This window comes from Streptomyces sp. NPDC060000 (assembly GCF_042737375.1).
Lineage (GTDB): Bacteria > Actinomycetota > Actinomycetes > Streptomycetales > Streptomycetaceae > Streptomyces.
Genome location: NZ_JBHWUU010000028.1, coordinates 73,900 through 91,560, shown reverse-complemented (window position 1 = coordinate 91,560; position 17,661 = coordinate 73,900). Strand labels below are relative to the sequence as shown.

Annotated in this window: 16 protein-coding genes, 1 tRNA gene and 2 pseudogenes; 10 read left to right on the top strand and 9 right to left on the bottom strand. The window is 70.4% G+C overall.

From position 1 onward, the window contains the following. Positions 1 to 191: 191 nt before the first annotated feature. The gene (locus tag ACFWBB_RS17220; RefSeq protein ID WP_385272283.1) at positions 192 to 806 is read left to right on the top strand and encodes a DedA family protein; all 615 of its coding nucleotides are present in this window, start codon (positions 192 to 194) and stop codon (positions 804 to 806) included. 411 nt (positions 807 to 1,217) lie between these two features. Here ACFWBB_RS17220 and ACFWBB_RS17215 read toward each other — a convergent pair whose 3' ends face one another. Then, the gene (locus ACFWBB_RS17215; protein WP_385272281.1) at positions 1,218 to 1,454 is read right to left on the bottom strand and encodes a DUF2277 domain-containing protein; all 237 of its coding nucleotides are present in this window, start codon (positions 1,452 to 1,454) and stop codon (positions 1,218 to 1,220) included. Between the two features lie 97 nt (positions 1,455 to 1,551). On the opposite strand from ACFWBB_RS17215, the gene ACFWBB_RS17210 reads away from it, so the two are divergent. After that, positions 1,552 to 2,457: a ketopantoate reductase family protein gene (locus ACFWBB_RS17210; protein ID WP_385272278.1), complete on the top strand. Its 906-nt coding sequence runs from the start codon at positions 1,552 to 1,554 to the stop codon at positions 2,455 to 2,457. Here ACFWBB_RS17210 and ACFWBB_RS17205 read toward each other — a convergent pair. Then, entirely contained in the window at positions 2,447 to 2,986 is a 540-nt protein-coding gene (locus ACFWBB_RS17205; RefSeq protein WP_385272276.1) for a GNAT family N-acetyltransferase, read from the bottom strand. The genes ACFWBB_RS17210 and ACFWBB_RS17205 overlap by 11 nt on opposite strands. Before the next feature lie 145 nt (positions 2,987 to 3,131). On the opposite strand from ACFWBB_RS17205, the gene ACFWBB_RS17200 reads away from it, so the two are divergent. Next, positions 3,132 to 3,557 (top strand): thiol-disulfide oxidoreductase DCC family protein, encoded by a 426-nt coding sequence (locus tag ACFWBB_RS17200; RefSeq protein ID WP_385272273.1) that lies wholly within the window; start codon positions 3,132 to 3,134, stop codon positions 3,555 to 3,557. A 76-nt stretch (positions 3,558 to 3,633) separates the two neighbouring features. Here the strand turns inward: ACFWBB_RS17200 and ACFWBB_RS17195 are convergent, their stop codons facing one another. After that, entirely contained in the window at positions 3,634 to 4,248 is a 615-nt protein-coding gene (locus ACFWBB_RS17195; protein WP_385272270.1) for a dihydrofolate reductase family protein, read from the bottom strand. A 162-nt stretch (positions 4,249 to 4,410) separates the two neighbouring features. Here ACFWBB_RS17195 and ACFWBB_RS17190 point away from each other — a divergent pair, with 162 nt between their 5' ends. Continuing rightward, the gene (locus ACFWBB_RS17190) at positions 4,411 to 4,755 is read left to right on the top strand and encodes a hypothetical protein (RefSeq protein WP_385272267.1); all 345 of its coding nucleotides are present in this window, start codon (positions 4,411 to 4,413) and stop codon (positions 4,753 to 4,755) included. Positions 4,756 to 4,980: 225 nt separating this feature from the next. After that, a pseudogene (locus ACFWBB_RS17185) lies at positions 4,981 to 6,169 on the top strand (tyrosine-type recombinase/integrase). Positions 6,170 to 6,172: 3 nt separating this feature from the next. On the opposite strand, the gene ACFWBB_RS17180 reads toward ACFWBB_RS17185, so the two are convergent. Continuing rightward, positions 6,173 to 6,649: a MarR family winged helix-turn-helix transcriptional regulator gene (locus ACFWBB_RS17180; protein WP_385272264.1), complete on the bottom strand. Its 477-nt coding sequence runs from the start codon at positions 6,647 to 6,649 to the stop codon at positions 6,173 to 6,175. 87 nt (positions 6,650 to 6,736) lie between these two features. On the opposite strand from ACFWBB_RS17180, the gene ACFWBB_RS17175 reads away from it, so the two are divergent. After that, positions 6,737 to 7,627: an alpha/beta hydrolase gene (locus tag ACFWBB_RS17175; RefSeq protein ID WP_280891350.1), complete on the top strand. Its 891-nt coding sequence runs from the start codon at positions 6,737 to 6,739 to the stop codon at positions 7,625 to 7,627. A gap of 496 nt (positions 7,628 to 8,123) precedes the next feature. Here ACFWBB_RS17175 and ACFWBB_RS17170 read toward each other — a convergent pair. Next, positions 8,124 to 8,711 (bottom strand): annotated as a pseudogene (locus ACFWBB_RS17170) (IS30 family transposase); the annotation flags it as partial. A gap of 474 nt (positions 8,712 to 9,185) precedes the next feature. Next, a tRNA-Val gene (locus tag ACFWBB_RS17165) sits at positions 9,186 to 9,260 on the bottom strand. 158 nt (positions 9,261 to 9,418) lie between these two features. Here ACFWBB_RS17165 and ACFWBB_RS17160 point away from each other — a divergent pair. The 3 genes from ACFWBB_RS17160 to ACFWBB_RS17150 all read left to right on the top strand — a co-directional run bounded on the left by ACFWBB_RS17160 (position 9,419) and on the right by ACFWBB_RS17150 (position 12,316). Next, the gene (locus ACFWBB_RS17160; RefSeq protein ID WP_385272261.1) at positions 9,419 to 10,189 is read left to right on the top strand and encodes a DUF4097 family beta strand repeat-containing protein; all 771 of its coding nucleotides are present in this window, start codon (positions 9,419 to 9,421) and stop codon (positions 10,187 to 10,189) included. 74 nt (positions 10,190 to 10,263) lie between these two features. Further along, entirely contained in the window at positions 10,264 to 11,685 is a 1,422-nt protein-coding gene (locus ACFWBB_RS17155) for a hypothetical protein (protein WP_385272258.1), read from the top strand. 79 nt (positions 11,686 to 11,764) lie between these two features. Continuing rightward, positions 11,765 to 12,316, top strand: coding sequence for a DUF4383 domain-containing protein (locus tag ACFWBB_RS17150; RefSeq protein WP_385272255.1), 552 nt, complete (start codon positions 11,765 to 11,767; stop codon positions 12,314 to 12,316). Positions 12,317 to 12,329: 13 nt separating this feature from the next. On the opposite strand, the gene ACFWBB_RS17145 is transcribed toward ACFWBB_RS17150, so the two are convergent. From ACFWBB_RS17145 to ACFWBB_RS17135, 3 genes are all read right to left on the bottom strand, one after another. Then, positions 12,330 to 13,505 carry an amidase domain-containing protein gene (locus ACFWBB_RS17145; RefSeq protein WP_385272252.1) on the bottom strand — a complete coding sequence of 392 codons (1,176 nt, stop codon included), beginning with the start codon at positions 13,503 to 13,505 and terminating at the stop codon, positions 12,330 to 12,332. Between the two features lie 100 nt (positions 13,506 to 13,605). Then, a complete protein-coding gene (locus ACFWBB_RS17140; protein WP_385272249.1) occupies positions 13,606 to 14,892 on the bottom strand; it encodes a hypothetical protein in 1,287 nt (428 codons plus the stop codon). Positions 14,893 to 14,942: 50 nt separating this feature from the next. Then, the gene (locus ACFWBB_RS17135; protein WP_385272246.1) at positions 14,943 to 17,201 is read right to left on the bottom strand and encodes a transglycosylase domain-containing protein; all 2,259 of its coding nucleotides are present in this window, start codon (positions 17,199 to 17,201) and stop codon (positions 14,943 to 14,945) included. Positions 17,202 to 17,438: 237 nt separating this feature from the next. Between ACFWBB_RS17135 and ACFWBB_RS17130 the strand changes: the two genes are divergently transcribed. Beyond that, a complete protein-coding gene (locus ACFWBB_RS17130) occupies positions 17,439 to 17,654 on the top strand; it encodes a zinc ribbon domain-containing protein (protein ID WP_385272243.1) in 216 nt (71 codons plus the stop codon). Positions 17,655 to 17,661: the final 7 nt, after the last annotated feature.

Here is a 17,661-nt window from a genome sequence, read left to right as displayed (position 1 = left end):
GCCCGGGTGACCGCGGATCCGCGCGTGCTGCACGGCCCGGGTGAACGTGTTGTACCGAACACATGAGCCCCCCGTGCACCTGCTGTCACACCCCGGGCGTACGCTGTATGGCTGTCATGGCCGCACCTGCCGCTCCCCCGCGACACAGCGGCACGGTCGGCCGTCACGGGGGAGACGACGGGGAGTCAGCGGTGTCCGAAAGTGTGGGGGCTTTGCTCGGCAGCCCATGGATCTACGTGGTGGTGGGCCTGTCGGTCCTCCTCGACGTGTTCCTGCCGGTGCTGCCCAGCGGGGTGCTCGTCATCACCGCCGCCACGGCCGCGGCGGCGGGCTCGGGCGCGGCGACCGGGCAGGTCCCGCACAACGTGCCGGACATCATGGTCCTGATCCTCTCCGCGACGACCGCCTCGGTGCTGGGCGACCTCGTGGCCTACCGGCTTGCCTGGCGCGGCGGTGAGCGCCTGGACCGGGCGATCTCCCGCTCCCGTCGGCTGACCACCGCGCAGGAACGTCTCGGCGGCGCGCTGGCCCGGGGCGGCGGCGCTCTGGTCGTGCTGGCCCGCTTCGCGCCCGCCGGCCGTTCCGTGGTCTCCCTCATCGCGGGCGCCGCCCATCGCCGCCCCCGCGACTTCCTCCCCTGGTCCGCGCTGGCGGGCCTCTCCTGGGCGGGCTACAGCGTCGCCCTCGGCTACTTCGGCGCACACTGGCTGGGCACGACATGGCTGGCGACGGGGGTGTCGGTGCTCGCGCTGTTCGGAGCGGGGGCCGGCGCGGCGTACGTCATGCGACGACAGCCGGCGACGTAGGACGCGACGACCCGAACGGGGTGCGCGCCCCCGCGCGCCGCCGGCCCGGGCCGACCCCCGCCGCAGGCCACGTCTGCCCGGACCGCGCCGGACCCGCGGCGCGGAGGCGCCCTGCGCGGGCCGGAGCGCCGGACTTACGGCTTGAGCGGCACCGGCCCAGGCAGCGCCCACCGCGCCGAACGCGTCCCGCCCGGGCAAACCCACGGTTTGGCACGCGCATCCCGCCCGGGGCGGGCCCATGGCGCGGGAACGCGTCCCGCCCGGGGGGCCTGCGGCGGCGGAGCCCTATGTGTGTGCTGCCGCGCCCCGGCCTGCCCCGCGAACCTCCAGCCGTGGCGCGGACGCGCCCTGCGAGGGCCGGACCCGCGGCGCGGAACGCGTCCCGCCCGGGGGGTCTGCGGCGGCGGAGCCCTATGTGTGTGCTGCCGCGCCCCGGCCTGCCCCGCGAACCTCCAGGCCGTCCAGCAGTTCCGCCGTGGCCGCGGTGATGGCCTCGACCGCTCGCTCGAACACCTCCCGGTTGTGCTCGGCCGGTGCCCGGAAGCCGGACACCTTGCGGACGTACTGAAGGGCTGCGGCGCGCACCTCGTCCTCCGTGGCCTGCTCGGGCAGGGCGGGGGGACGCAGCGTCTTGATACTCCGGCACATGCCCTCCAGTCTGCCCCTGCACCCGGCCCCGTGCCATGATCACCTCCGAGGCGGCCACCGCACCCGCGGGGCCGACCGACGAGAGGAACAACAGCACATGACGAAGGACATGCTCAGCGTCGCCGTTCTAGGCCCCGGCGGCGTGGGCGGACTGCTCGCGGCCCTGCTGTCCCGCGCCGGCCACCGGGTGACCTGCCTGGCCCGCGAGGAGACGGCCGCGTCCCTGCGCACCGACGGCATCCGCGTCCGCAGCACCCCGTTCGGCGACTTCACGGCCCGGGTCGAGGCGGACACCGAGCTGCGCACACCGGTCGACGCGGTACTGATCGCCGTCAAGCACACCGCCCTGGACGCGGCGCTGGCCCGGATCCCGGTCTCCGCACTCGGCGAGGACACCCTCCTCGTGCCGTTCCTGAACGGCGTCGAGCACCCGGCGGTGCTGCGCGCCCGGTACCGCCCGGACCGGGTGGCCCCGGCCGTCGTGCGGGTCGAGTCGACCCGGGTCGCGCCGGGCGTGATCGAGCACGGGAGCGGCTTCGCGGAGATCGACCTGGCCGGCGACGCCGTGCCGCGCCCGCGCCTCGACGCGCTCGCGCGGGCGCTGGAGGCGGCCGGGCCGACCGTCCGCGTCCTGCCGGACGAGACGGCCGCCCTGTGGGCGAAGATGGCCTTCCTCGCACCCTTCGCCCTGCTCACCACCCGGCACGGTCTGCCCCTGGGCGAGGTCCGCACCCGGCACCGCGCGGAACTGACCGCCCTGGTCGAGGAGACCGCCGCCGTCAGCCGCGCCTGCGGAGCCCCCGCCGACCCCGCCCGGGCACTCCAGCGCTACGACTCCTTCGCCCCGGCCACGAAGTCCTCGATGCAGCGCGACGCGGAGGCGGGGCGTCCCCTCGAACTCGACGCGATCGGCGGGGCGTTGCTGCGCGCGGCCGAGCTGCACGGGGTTCCGGTGCCGGTGGCCACGCGCCTGGTGCGGGAGTTGGCGGACGTTACCCGGTAGTGGCGGCGGGTTCGGTGCGCAGGTCGACGTACCAGTCGTTGGATCTGATCGGGTTCCCCTTCGGGTACTCGAAGTCGGCCTGCCCGAGCAGGGTGAACCCGGCCTTGCGGCACACCCCGTTGGACGCGGCGTGCTCCACCTTCGGGAACGCGTGCAGGGCCGGGTGCCCGCCCTGGCCGGCCAACTGCCGTACGACGTCGACGAGCGCCCGGGCCGCCGTCGCGGCGAGCCCTCTGCCCTGGAACTCGGGCAGGATCCCCCAGCCCGTCTCCCACACCTGCCCGCCCCGCCACTCGCGCTCCCAGTATCCGATCGAGCCGACGGTCTCCCCGGTGTCCGCGAGCGTGACCCGGTACATGCGCCCGGCGAACGGTTCGACATAGCGCCGATGCCGGTCGGCGAGTTTCTCCTCGCTCTCCGGCCCGCCCAGCTGCTCGGTCATCCCGGGGCTGTTGGACCGCCGCAGCAACCAGAGGTCCTCCTCCGCCCAGGGCACCAACCGCACCTGCTCCACGTCCCGTCGATCCATACGCGTCACCCTAGGCCGTGGGTCCGACATCGGCGGTCGCGTGCCGACGTGCGACGCTGCGGGGGAGGAATCAGTCAGCGCGGCTCCGGGCGGAGCCCCGGCCGCGCGCACGACCCCACCGCGGGTGGGGAGTGGAGGGAAGCCAGTGACCAGCCACGCTCCGCGCGGTCCCGCTCCGCACGGCCCGGCCGCCGCGCCGCCCGTCCTCGCCTACGACGGGGACTGCGGCTTCTGCCAGACGTCCGTCGACCGTATCCGCGGCCTCGCCGCACCGGCGCTGGAAGCGGTTCCGTGGCAGTTCCTGCCCGCGGAGTCGACCGCGCCGTATCTCGAAAGGCTGGACCGGGAGGTGCTGTTGCTGCGCGGCGGCACGGTACTCGCGGGCGGGGCCGACGCGCTGGCCCGCTGGCTGGCCACCTCGCCGTCCGCCGCGTACCGGGCGCTCGCCGCCGTCCTGCGGCTGCCCGGCCTGCGCGTCTGCGCCCGCGTGGTCTACCGCTGGGTGTCGCGCAACCGCCACCGCCTGCCCGGCGGCACGCCCGCGTGTGCGGTGCCGCCACACGGCGAGTGAGGCCCCTTCGCGGGTCGTCACGGCGTTCCCCCCGGGGCGCCGTCGACCGTTCGGCGGAAGTTCCGGGACGCGGCCGTCAGACGACGTCGTAGGTCAGGTGGGTCGAGGTCGACGTCGGGGTCACGCTCCGCCGCACCAGCGTGCGCGGCGCTCCGCCCGTGGACAGGGGCGTCCCGGCGCCCAGCACGACGGGCGCCAGGTGCAGCGTCAGCGCGTCGACCAGCCCGGCGGCGAGCGCCGAGCCGACGGTGGCGCCGCCGCCCATGAGGACGACGTCGAGATCGTTGCCGCTGTCCGAGGACGCCGCCTCGGCGCGCTCGCGCGCGGCGGTGACGGCGTCGGACAGACCGGTGGTGACGAAGGTCCAGTCGAGGCCGGCGAGCCGGACCGACCCGGGCGGCGAGCTCGTCACGACGACGAACGCGGGCCTGCCCACCTCGCCGGCGCCGTAGCCGGTCGTGTCGTCCCATCCGCCGGGCCCGTCGACCACGTCGAAGAGCCGCCGGCCGAGGACGACGGCGCCCGAGCGGTCGGTCGCCTCGCGCAGGACCCGGCGGTCGTCGGGATCGTCGGAGAACGCCCAGGTGTGCAGGGCGTCTCCGCCGGTGCCCAGACCGTTGTCAGGACCGGGGTCGGGTCCGGTGACGAAGCCGTCGAGGGAGACCGAGATGTCGGCGATGATGCGAGTCATACCAGGACGGACCCGATCCGCCTCCCGAACTCATCGCCCGGGCGCGAAAACGTGCCGGATGTACGGAGCCGGGTGGCACTCCAGGCGCAATCGAACATGCGTTCACAGGAACACCCCCCAAGGAGCTCGCTACGCAAAATCGAACAGGCGTACCATTGCCGGGTGGCTACGACCTATGACTTTCCCAGCGACCTGCGCGCCGGTCAGGAGGAGCTGCATCAGGTCAGGGCCGAGCTGTCGGCCCTGCTGAAGCGGCTGCCCTGGTCGGTCGAGCCCCTGGACGGCTTCAGTGACGACGCGGGCTGGCGGAAGGCCGAGCGCCCCGCGTCGCCCGGCTGGACGGCCGACGAGCAGGCCGAGGTGGAGAAGCTCCGCAGACGGGAGCACGAGCTCGCGGTGTTCGTGACGTGCCACCGCTTCTGGGTGGAGGTCGCGGTCCCGGACCGGGTGGGGGCGCGCATGAGCCTGAAGCACGCGCACGAGATGCCACCGGGGGACAGCGACTAGCACCCGTCTATTGGAGTACGTGCGGGTTCCTTCAAGGCTGTGTGACACGGCGGATCCGCATCTCAGCAGCTAGATCGCTCTGTGGCGGGCCTTCACTCGAAGGTGTGGGATCTCCGTAGTAACTGGCAGATTCCACGGGTGGTGCCTGCAATTTCCGGGATCGTGTCAGATTCCGAAAGTCGCCTGCTGAGGCTCCTCAGCCCTGCGGGGGATTCCGCCGCTCCGGTGGACCCGGCAGCCGTAGCGGTGGAGTCCGGGCTGGCGGACGTCGTGACGCTACAGCGCCGTCGGCAGGCCCGGGTTTCCGCGCATGATGAGGAGAGTTTCTTCCTCGACACGCTCTCGGAGTACCAGTGGGCCCGGGACGCGGCAGGGCTGGCACCGGCCACCCTTGATGGTTTGGTCAAGCCAGTCATCGAAGTATGCAACTACTACGGCACGGTTCCCTGGCAGCTGTCGCCGAGGGAGGTCGACCGGTACTTCGCGGGACCTGGGAAACGAGCGTCTTCGACTCTGCGCGCGAAGATCAACAAGATCGACGCGTACTTTGCCTTCCTTGAACAGCGGTATGCCGGCGAGATCATGCGGCGCTTCGGTACTGCCGTCGAGTCACCGATCGACCTGTTCAACCGGCCCCGGTACCGTGGGGACTTCGGGCTTCGGATCCCGCCATCACAGACGGCGATGCGCGACTTCTTCTCGCGCTGGCGCGAGGACCTGCCGAACACGCGGAAGTTACTTCGTCGCCTGCCGCGACTACGTGATGACCAAGGTCGCGTACCTGTCCGGTGTCCATGCCGCGGAGTGGTGCGGGGTGCGCATGGGTGACATTCACTGGGAGTACGGCCAGTGGGGTCGCTTCGTTGTCCAAGGTATAAGTGCCCGCGCTTCCGGGCCCCGGCCTCGCGAGGCGTACCCTGTTCCAGCTCGCGAGGCGTACCTGTTCCAGGAGGGGCGTGCCCTGTTGTGGTGGTACATCGAAGAGATCCGGGGCAAGTTCGGGGACGACGCCGAACACCCACGGGCGCCTCTGTGGCCGTCGGAACGCAAGCCGACTGCGGTAGCCGCTCTGAACCTGCCGATCGCCCCGGCGATTGTCCCTTCTGCCTTCCGGCGGTCGCTGCACGCCGCGGCTACGAACTACCTCACGGGCCCGGTCGCCGACCTGTTCCCGCACCTGCTGCGGCACGCCTGCGCGACCCATAACTACGAGCGCGGGATGACGTTGTGGGAGGTGCAGAAGGTCCTCGGGCACGACTGGGCCACCACGACACTTCGGTACATGGCGCCCGCGCACGCCGATCCGGAGGTGGCGAACTTGGCCGCTCGCAGACACACAGGCGGCGCCGGCCCCGCCGATGTCTCCGGCGGCCCCGAAAGCGGCGCCGACCGGTCGACCACGACCCTCGGCTGACCGCTAGCGCAGCTCCTGTCCCGCCGCCCAGCCCGGAGCGTCGAGGTTGATGGGCGAGTCGCCGACGAATTGGGCGAGCTGCGTTTCCAGCTCGGCGAGTTCGGCGGCGCCCAGACGTACTTCCCAGCGGGCCCGCACCTCGTCGAAGATCGCCGTGCCCTCGGTGATCAGCCCGATCCCGTGATCGGTGATCCGGATGTTCTTGCGGCGGCTGTCGGCGGGGTCGGTCTCGGTGGTGACGTACCCGCGTTCGACGAGCGCGGCGATCGTCTTCGCCGCGGCCTGCTTGGTGATGGCGAGTCTGCGGGCCAAGTCCGAGGCGCTGTCGGCGCCGGCTCGGATGGCCCGGATCGCGTACTCGTGCGACGGCCGGGCGTCGGGGTATCCCCGGTTCGCCAGCTCCCGGACCACTTCGTCCACCAGATTGCGATAGCTGCCCAGGAGCAGCAGGGCGAGATCGGCGCCGGATCGTGAGGACATGACCACAGTCTAGATCTCCCCTTGACCTGGACAACCAGGTTGACCAACACTACAGTCAACCTGATTGTCTATCTTGGGAGTCATCGCATGACCAGCTCTTTCGTGACCGCCTCGCCCGCCGTGGCGGGCGTCACGCACCACACCGCCGAGGTCAACGGCACCACGTTGCACTACGTCTCGGCGGGCGACACCGGCCCCCCGATCCTGCTGGTGCACGGGTGGCCGGAGTCCTGGTGGGCCTTCCGCGACGTCATCCCGCTGCTCGCCGCCACCCACCGGGTGTTCGCCGTCGACCTGCGCGGCTTCGGCGACTCCGGCATCGCCGACGGCGACCACGACTTGGCCACCATGGCGGAGGACCTGCACCGGCTGGTCGCCCACCTCGGCGTCGGGCCCGTGCACGTGACCTGCCAGGACATCAGCGGCGGGCCGGTCTTCGCGTTCGCGGCCACGCACCCCGGCGACGTCCTCAGCTTCACCGGCGTCGAGACCACCCTTCCGGGGTACGGCTGGGAGATGCTGGCCGACGTGAGGAACGGCGGCTCCTGGCACGTGGGATTCCTGGCCGCCCCGGGAATTCCGGAGCTGTTCCTGGCCGGCCGCGAGCGAGTGATGCTCGACTGGGCCGTCTCGGTGATGACGATGGTGCCGGGCGGGGTCACCGAGGCCGACCTCGACGAGTTCGCCCGCACCTACGCGCGGCCGGGCGGCTGGCGCGGCACCGAGGGGCTCTACCGTTCCTCCCTGACCGGCGGCGACCGGATGCGGGCACTGGCCGAGTCGCGGCCGCTGACCGTTCCCGTGCTCGCCGTCGACGGCATCAACGCCCCCTTCACCGAGCGGACGATGCGCCAGGTCGCCGGCGACGTCACCGCGGTCACGATCCCGGACGTCGGGCATTTCGTCGCGCAGGAGGCGCCCGCCGCCTTCGCCACCGCGGTCGGCGACTTCGTCGACCGCGTCGACCGGAGCCGCTGAACGGCCGAGTCCCTGCACCGCCACCCTCCGTGCCCTCTCCGGCCTGCCGCTGACGCGGCCTCGAGCCGGGGCAGCGCCGTTGCCTCCCGGATTCGTGCTGCCGAGGTGGGCAACTCCCGCGCCGACACCGCGTGTTTCCACCGCGGAGACGCCGTCCGCTCGATCGACGCCACGAAACCACCACCCGATCATCAACCGGAAAGGCCCCCGCGCGGCGACGACTCTGACGAACATCAATGCGACAGGGAAATCCCCAGCTCAGCGCGATGCATCACTGCCCTACGGCAGGTTTCCGGTGTACTCCGGTCGGACCCGCTCTTCGGCCTGCTCCTTCTACTTCTCGCGCAGCTACGTGAGCTGATGCGGCAGATCGGCCGCACCATCGACGAGTGGCATGACCTGCGCGGTTCGGGGGACGACGAGCCCTCCGACAAGTAGCAAGACCGAAGGCCCCGCTCCTCTTGGGTTCAAGGGGTCGTCGCAAGACCACTTGGTTTCAGGTGGTGAGTAGATCACGTAGACGCTCGGCTGGGGTATCCCAGTCGAGCGTCTTGCGTGGGCGGCCGTTGAGTTCCTGGGCGACGTGTTCGAGGTCCTCGGGACTGTGCAGGCTCAGATCGGTGCCCTTCGGGAAGTACTGCCGCAACAGCCCGCTCGTGTTCTCGTTCGAGCCTCGTTGCCAGGGCGACGCGGGGTCGCAGAAGTAGACGGGCATGTCGGTGGCCATGGTGAACTGCTTGTGGCGTGCCATCTCGCTGCCCTGGTCCCAGGTGAGGGAGCCGCGCAGGTGGGCGGGCAGGGTCTGGACGGTGCGGACGAGGCCGTCGCGGACGGTCTCGGCGTCGTGGGCTCCGTCCGGCAGGTGGACCAGCATGGTGTAGCGGGTGCTCCGCTCGACCAGGGTGGCGATGGCGGAGCGCCCGCCCGCGCCGATGATCAGGTCGCCTTCCCAGTGTCCGGGCACGGCCCGGTCCTCGACGGCGGCGGGGCGGTCGCTGATCATCACCATCGGGTCGATGAACCGTGGGGTGCGCCGCTCGGGGTCCCGGCGTGGTTTGCGGCGGGTCCGGCCGGAACGGACGGCTGCCTGCACTTCTTCCGCGATGATCATCATTCCGGCCGGGCCTATGACGACACTGGCACCCCCCACTGTGAAGCGCCCGGCTACCACCGAGCCGCCGACGAGCACGGGTACGTGCTCCCGATCGAACACCAGCGCTGGAATTACGGCGGGACCTGATCATTCATTCCCGCATCATCCTCGACCACGACCGGTCACCCCCAATGCCCCGCGTCGAACCCGCTTCCGACACCGCATCCGAGGCTGAGAGGCGAGTGGGTTCGTCATCTCTCCGCTCCCGGAATCCGCGAACCCACGCGTTTCCAAGGAGGACCCGTCCCAGGAGGCCCGTCCGGGGAGAACCCGTCCCGGGAGGACCCGTCCGGGACAGCGGACGCAGCCGGACGTACCAGGGCGTACCACAGCGCAGCAGGACGCAGCCGGACCCGGGACACGCGAGAGGGCCCCCGGATCTCTCCGGGGGCCCTCTCGTCCACCTGGTGGGCGCGGACGGTTTCGAACCGCCGACATCCTGCTTGTAAGGCAGGCGCTCTACCCCTGAGCTACGCACCCGGGACGAGTCGACAGCCTACATTGCCCGGGACCGTGCGCCGCAAACCCCTTCCGGGGGTTAGCCCCACCCCCGATCCGGGAGCGGGCCGGATCGTCCGGCGGCCGGCGGCTCCCTAGTGTCGGCAGGGCAACGTCAGGCAGCCCAGGGGGAGATCATCATGACCCGTACGACTCGCACCACCCGCGCGGTCCTCGTCACCGGGGTCGTCGGGGTGCTCGCCGCCGGCGCGGCCGGCTGCGCCTCCGCCGTCGACGACGAGCACCCCGACCACCGGTCGTTCGCCCTCCAGGGCCGCACCCTCACGATCGACTCCGACGACTCGGCGCTCGAGATCGTCGCGTCGGACACGGCGAAGGCGGGCGCGGTCGACGTCACCCGTTGGTTCCAGGGGTCGGTCACCATCGGCAAGGAGCCGAAGGTGACCTGGTCGATGAAGGAGGACCGGCTGACGCTGCGGCTGCGGTGCTCCGGCCTCGTCGCCGACTGCGCGGCCAAGCACCGCGTCGAGGTGCCCCGGGGCGTCGCGGTGAAGGTCGAGAGCGACGACGGCAGCGTCCGGGCGCAGGGCTTCCGGGACGCGCTGAGCGTGCGCACCCAGGACGGCTCCGTGCACGTCACCGACTCCAGCGGGCCGCTGGAGCTGCGCAGCGACGACGGTTCCGTCCGCGCCGAGGTCTCCTCGCGGAAGGTGAACGCGCACACCGAGGACGGCTCGGTGCACCTCACCCTGAGCGCCGTACCGGACCGGGTGGAGTCGGTCAGCGACGACGGGTCCGTGACGATCGCGCTGCCCGAGGGGACCTACCGGGTGACCACGAAGACGGACGACGGCGGAGTGGACGTGTCCGTGCCGCGCGACGAGTCCAGCGCCCATGTCGTGAACGCCCGCACCGCCGACGGCAAAGTCACCGTGAAGAACGCGAACTAACCGACCCGTGTGTTCGTCATTAACCGGTGGGAGAATGACACCGGGCAGGGCGGATCACAGCACGGGAGAGGGATGTGACGGCGACACCAGCGCAGTCGTATTCGCCGTTGGTGCCGCGCGCACAGCGCCGCGGGCGCCGCCGTGCGGCCGGGCCGTTCCGTGCACCTCTGCCGTTCCGTGCGCTTCAGGACACCCTCACCCTCGTCGTCCTTCCCCTCGTGGCCGCCCTGGCGCTGCCCGCCGCCTTCGCGGGCGGCGGCACGCGGCGCTGGTTCGGCGGACGCGCGGAGGGACAGCGGGCCGAGGCGCAGGCCGCGAAGGACGCGGCGGCGGCCGCCTTCTACGAGCTGGACACCGCCCAGCGCGACCTGCGGATCTCGATCGAGACGATCACGGCCGTGGACGACTCGCCGGCCGCCCGGCGCGCGGTCTCCGGCTTCGAGGCCGTCGGCCGCCGGATCGACGAGGCCAGCAGTCAGTACATCGACGCCGTCGACGCCCATGACCTCGACCGGGACGACCTGGAGGCCTCGGCGGCCGCCCGGGCGCGCACCGAGCTGACCCGCGCCAAGGACGAGCTGGGCCGCGTCAAGCAGGAGCTGGACCGGTTCGCGGACGGGCTGGGCCCACTGCTCGGCAAGGCCGAGACCCAGCTGGCCCGCCTCGCCCCCGCCGTCGAGCGGGCCCGGCAGGCACTGCTGGCCGCCTCGAACGCGCTGGACGCCGTACGGGAGAGCGGGCTGCGGGCGGACGACCTCGCGGCGCGGCTGGCGGCCCTCGCGCCCGAGCTGACGAAGCTGAACCAGGGCGCGGGACAGCATGGCCTGTCGCAGACGCTCCAGCGGGCGGAGCAGGTGGCACGGGAGGCCGAGGCGGTGCGGGCGGAGGCCGGGCGGCTGCCGGAGCGGGCCGCCGAGATCGACCACCGGCTCGTCTCGCTGCGTACCCGCGCACAGGCGCTGACGACCCGCTCGGGGCAGGTGGAGCCGGTCCTGAGCGAGCTGCGCCGGCGGTTCTCGGCGGCCTGCTGGCAGGACCTCCAGCACGTCCCCGGCCAGGCCGGGGAGAACGTCCGGCAGGCCGAGGCGAAGCTCAAGGAGGCGCAGAGCGCGCGGGACGCGCAGCGCTGGCCGGACGCCACCGCGCTGCTGTCGACGGCGCGCGCCCTGCTGAACACCACGGACGAGGCGGTCTCGGCCGCCGGTGACCGGCTGACCAGGCTGAACGCCGTGCAGAAGGACCCGCAGGCGGAGATCGACCGGACCAGGTTCGCGATCCGGGACGCCCAGCGGCTGGCCATGACGGGGCGTAACACCCCCGATCCCCGGCACGCGCGCCCGCTGGACGACTCGGTGGCCCGGCTGGAGCGGGCGATCGCCTCGCTGGAGGGCCGGCACCCCGACTTCTGGCACTTCCTGACCGAGACGGAGGCGGTCCGGCGGGCGGTGGCGGACGTGGTGGCCGGGATCCGTGAGGAGCGCGGCACCGGGCACTGACATTGCCGCATCTGCCCGGCGGGCGGATATTGAAGGTACGTACGGCCTCCACCGGCGCATCCACCCCCAGGGAGCGGAGATGGCCACACACGCACTGCACGGCCGGTCCAGGCGGCGGATCAGCTTCGACAAGCATCTGCCGGTCGATCACCGCCTGAACCTGGTCTACCGGATCGGCGCCGGACTGATGGGCCTGGGCCTGATCGTCTTCGGGATCTTCGGCATCATCGACAAGATCGGATTCCTCGACACCGGCGGGGACCAGGTGTGGAGCCTCAACACCAACGGCGCGCTCAGCTGGCTGTCGATCGCCGTCGGACTGCTGCTTCTCGTGGGCATGGTGATCGGCGGGAACTTCGCGTCGACGCTGAACATGACCCTCGGTGTCCTGTTCGTCCTCAGCGGCTTCGTGAACATGGCGCTGCTGGACACCGACTACAACTTCCTGGCCTTCGAGATCCAGAACTGCATGCTCAGCTTTGTGATCGGCATCCTGCTGCTCGTCTTCGGGATGTACGGCAGGGTCGGATCGGCCCTGCCGCACGACAACCCCTACTGGCGGGCCCGCCACCCCGGACCATCGGAGGAACGGGACCGTCAGCTGGAGCGGCGGGAGGAGTTCCCGGCCTGAGTCACCGGACCGGTCAGGTGCGGTAGGCGTAGAAGTACGCGGTCGGGTACGACGAGACGAGGCTCGCCACCGACCTGCGCAGGGTGTTGTTCGAGTGGTAGGTCACGTACGGCACGCCGCCGCTCTTGGCCGTGACGATCATCGTGTGGTCCTTGGACCCGTCCCGGTCGAAGTCCATCTGGAGGACGTCGCCGACCTCGAGCTGGTAGACGTTGGCGAGCGGGGTGGTCCGCTTGGAGTTCTGGGCGAACCAGGACCACTCGTTGACGCCGACGAACGAGTCCGACTGGATGTCGGCGTTGCCGAACCACTTGGTGTAGTCGTACACGTAGCCCGGGACGTGCTTCCAGCCGCCGGCCTTCAGGGACTGGCTGACGAAGTTGGTGCAGTCGCCGCCGTCGGCGTGGCCGTTGAAGTCCGGGTAGTCCTTGTTGTAGACGTTCCAGTACTTCTCGGCGTAGGCCGCCATCGCCTTGTAGTCGTAGGCGGTGCCGGTCTTCGGGGCGGCGACCGGGTTGCGGGTGGTCGCCGCGCGCGGGGCGTTCGGCATGGTGTCGTCGTCGTCCGCCGTGGTCGCCTTGACGGGCGTCGGCTTGGAGAGCGCGTTCACCGCGAGGCCACCCTGGTCGGTGTCCCGGATGGTGGTGAGCTGCCAGTTGCCCTGCCGGTCGGCCTTGAACGTCAGCTCGTGCTCGGCCTGGAATCCGGTGGTCTTCGGCGCGTCACCGCGGGTCTGCGCGTAGGTCAGCGTCGTGGTCTCGGTGACCGCGGCCTTGGCCGTACGGCCCGTGACGCGCGTGGCGTTGAGGGTGACGGTGGTGGTGGCCCTGCTGTACTTCTCGCCGGCCTTCGCCAGCTTGTCCTTGCGCGCGCCCAGCGTGGACAGGGCGCTGTCCTCGGTGCGGGCCGTGCCGGAGGACAGCTTGACGTCACCGGAGAAGCCGTCGGTCAGCGGCTGCGCCCGGTGACCCTGCTTGCCCGTGACCAGGGCGTCGGTACGGTCGGTGAAGACCGCGTCCGCCAGCCGCTGGAAGGTGGCCTTGGTGCCCGCGTCCACCGTGGGGTCGTTGACGACCGCGGCACCGGCGGACCAGTTGGGCAGCAGAGCCACACCGGCGACGACCGAGGTGGCGGCCGCCCCGAGTATCGCGACCCGGCGGCGCGTCGCGCTCAATTTCCTTGACTTCACTGATGTTTCCCCTCTTGCCCCGGCGGAGGGATGCCGGAGAGGGCATCTTTGCATGGCATGTACAGCACCTGTGAAGAGGGTTACGGTTGAGGTTTGATTACTACTTCACGACGGTCGACCAGTCCGGGTTCTGGGCCGGGTCCAGGGCGCGCAGCCGCTCCAGCGTCGCGGGTGTCTGCACGTCCATCCAGTCGGACAGCTCCTTGAAGGACACGCACTTGACGTCCTTTTTGGTGCACACGTTCTCGATGACCTGGTCCACGGCCTTCATGTAGATGCCGCCGTTCCACTCCTCGAAGTGGTTGCCGATGAACATCGGGGCCCGGCTGCCGTAGTACACCCGGTTGAAGCCGGCCATGTACGCGTCGAGCGTCTGCTGCTCCCACTCGGGGTACTTGGCGGGGTCGCCCTCGGGCTCGCCGTCGGACTGGTTGGCCAGGAAGTTGAAGTCCATGGACAGGCCCTGGTACTTGCCGCCGTCGTACGGGAGCGCCTGGAGCGGGAAGTCCCACAGGCCGCTCTTCTTCGCGGGCCAGATCTGGAAGTCGCCCGAGGAGCTCGCGTCGTAGCGCCAGCCGTAGCTCTTGGCGGCCTTCAGGAGGTTCGCCTGGCCTTCCAGGCAGGGCGCCCGGCCGCCGGTGACCTCCTTCTTGAAGTCGAAGGGCAGCGGGGCGATGTCCTTGTAGCCGGTGTTGGTCTTCCAGTTCTCCACGAACTTGTAGAACTGGTCGATCTCGCTCTTCCACTCGTCGACGCTCCAGTAGCCACCGCCCTTGGCGCCGCAGAAGTGGCCGTTGAAGTGGGTGCCGATCTCGTTGCCCTCCTTCCACGCCTCACCGAGCTGCTCCAGCGTGGTGCGGATGTGCTCGTCGGTGGGGAAGCTGATCGCGGCCGACCCGACGGGGTGCTGCGGCGGGGAGTACAGGTTCTTCTTGCTCTTGGGCAGCAGGTAGATGCCCGTCAGGAAGAAGGTCATGTTGGCGTTGTACTTCTCGCCCAGCTTCCGGTAGTGCTCGAAGAGACCGTCGTCGCCCTGCAGCGCGCCGTCCCAGGAGAGGACGACGAACTGCGGCGGCTTCTCACCGGGCTTGAGCGGGACCGGCTTCAACTGTCCCGTCTGCGGCCCCGTGTACGAGGTGGAGCCGTCCCCCAGGACGTGGGTCCTGCCGTCCCACTTCGGCTCCTTGGTGGCCCCCTGCGAAGCCTTCTTGCTGTCCCCCGAGGAAGCGGTCGGCTGGGTGTTCGTGGTGCGGTCGAGCACCAGATATCCGGCCACCAGCGACGCGACGACGAGGAGCGCCGCCAGCGTCAGGAACCCCGGGTGCGTGGCCGCGGGACGGCGCGTTGTTGCCGGGGCCTTGCGGCGGCGGCCCGACGGTGACTTCATGTGCGGATCATTCTCCGGATTCTGGGGGACGCGGGTGCCCGGTTCGGTGGTCAGCCGAGCGGGCGCATGGCACCTGACCAGATGCCGTACGGGACGTTGTCGTCGGTCGTGCCGGCGATGCCCTTCAGTGGAAGCGGTTCGAGGCTCTTCTTGAGGTCGATGCGGTAGACGACGACCGCCGTGGACACGGCCTTGGCCGTGCCGACGTACCAGGCGGCGGTGTCGTCCGTGGTGGTGCCGGACTTCCCGGCCACCCGCCCGAGCGAGCCGGTCCGGGCGGCCTCCTGCTGCGAGGCGGGCACGTCGTCCGGGTGGGCGGTGGCGAAGGAGTCCGCGAGCGCGGAGTTGACCTCCTCGGCCACGTCGGCTTTGAAGGCCCGGCTCGCGGCCGGGGTGTCCAGGACGACCTTGGTGCCGTTCTTGGTGATCAGACGCACCGAGTACGGCTCGGTGTGCTTGCCGCCCGCGGCGAAGGTGGAGTAGCCGCTCGCCATGCGGATCGCGCTGGGTGTGGCGCTGCCCGTGGACAGCGCGGGCACCTGCGCCCCGAAACTGGAGGGCAGCAGCCCGGACTTCTCCGCGGTGGAGCGCACGATGTCCAGGCCGGTGTCCATGCCGAGCTGCATGAACGGCGTGTTCACCGACAGTTCCAGTGCCCGGTGCAGGGAGATCTGCCCGTAGGACTTGCCGCCGTCGTTCTTGGCCGCCGCGCGTTTGCCGCTGCGGTCCCAGTACGGGCCCTCGGGCGTCGTCACCGGCACCAGGTTGTCGCCGTCGTAGAGCGTCTCCCCGGTGACCGTTTCGGTGTCCCCGTCGCGGGTCTTGTGGATGCCGTGCTCCAGGCCGGCCGCGTACACGAAGGGCTGGAAGGCCGACCCGGCGGGCACGGTGGTGGCGTTGGACTCGTTGTAGCCCTGCGTACGGTGGTCCGGGCCGCCGTAGACGGCGAGGATCCGCCCGTCGGAGGCCACCGAGGAGGCGCCGTAGTGGGCGGTCTTCGCGTCCTTCGGGTCGTCCTTCAGGGCGTTCTTGCGGGCTTTGGTGACGGCGTCGGTGAGCTGGGTCTGACGCTTCTTGTCGAAGGTCGTGTAGATCTGGTAGCCGCCGAGGTCGAAGTCCTTGTCGGAGATGTTCCCGGCTTTCTTGGCGTACTGGGAGACGAGCTCCACGAGGTAGTCGCTCTGCTCACCGGTGTCGTACAGCGGGTTGGACTTGAGCGGCTCGGGGAACTTCGTGTACTTGGCGCGCTCGGCCTTGGACAGTTTACCGATGTCGACCATCCGGTCCAGGGTCCAGGACCAGCGCTCCACGGCCCGGGCACGGTTGGCCGGGTTCAGGGTCGGGTCGTAGAGCCCCGCCCCCTTGAGGAGGGAGGCCAGGAACGCCGCCTCACTGGCGTTGAGTTCGCCGACGTCCTTGCCGTAGTAGGCCTGGGCGGCGCGCTGGATGCCGTAGGTGCCGCGGCCGAACCAGCTGGTGTTGAGGTAGCCCTCGAGGATGTCGTCCTTGCTCATCTGGTTGTCGAGCTTGAGGGCGATCATGGCCTCGGTGAACTTGCGGCTGACCGTCTGGTTCTGGTTCAGGTAGACGTTCTTGACGTACTGCTGGGTGATCGTCGAGCCGCCCTGGGTGTCGCCCTGGCCTATCGTGCGGAACAGGGCGCGGCTGATGCCCTTGACGGAGATGCCGGGGTCGCTGTAGAAGCTCGCGTTCTCGGCGGCCAGCACCGCCCAGCGGACGTCCTCGGGGATGTCCTTCAGCGGCATCGCCTGCCGCTGCACCCAGCCGGTGCGGGCCATCGGTGTCCCGTCGGCCCAGAAGTACACGTTGTCCTGCTGGGTGGCGTACGAGTTGATGTTGTCCGGGATGTCGGTGGCCGCGTAGGCGACGACCAGGAGCATGGCGCTGAGGCCTATGGAGGAGAGGACGCCGCCGAGGCACTGCCGCCAGGAGGGTATCCAGCGCCGCCAGTCGGTACGGCCCGGGCGCGGGTACTGCGGGCGCAGCTTGCGGGCGTACGGCGTGACACGAGCCACATACGGGGCCAGTACGGCGAGGAGCGGGGCGAGCCGAGGACCCAGAACCGATGATATGCGGACAGATATGGAGGGATGGGGCGCTTTTCGTCGATTCTTCGACGAGCGCGATTTATCGCCGCCTTCATCACCATCCCCGAGCATGTCCGGCACGGCAGGTATATCCGATACCCGCAGTTGCATGGTCTCGTCCGCCCGGAAAGAGGCAGGGACCTTCAACTGCATGGTGGCATCCGGCTCCTGGGGCTCCTCCCCCTGCCCCGCCTGGGTCACGACGCGTCTCCCTCCGCACTCCGTATTGCTCGCAGGCAGACGTACAGACTTACGAGGGCCTGACATGGTTGCCGTTGACGCGGCCGCAAACCTAGAACCCTCCCGACCTTGGGGTTCAACACGGCGCTCTCAAATTACCAGCGCCCTTCGCAAATTCTCCACATAAGAAATCGACAGAAGTGAACATAGGTGAAACTGCTGACACCGTGTCCGAGCATAGGGGCTTATTCTGACGCCATGCCTCGCTACGAGTACCGCTGCCGGACCTGCGGCGAAACCTTCGAACTGAGTCGCCCGATGGCGCGGTCCGCCGATCCGGCCGACTGCCCCGCAGGTCACGATGACACAGTGAAGCTTCTCTCAACGGTGGCCGTGGGCGGCACGAAGTCCGCCCCCGCGCCCCAGGGGGGCGGCGGGGGCGGCGGATGCTGCGGCGGCGGCTGCTGCGGCTGACCGCCGC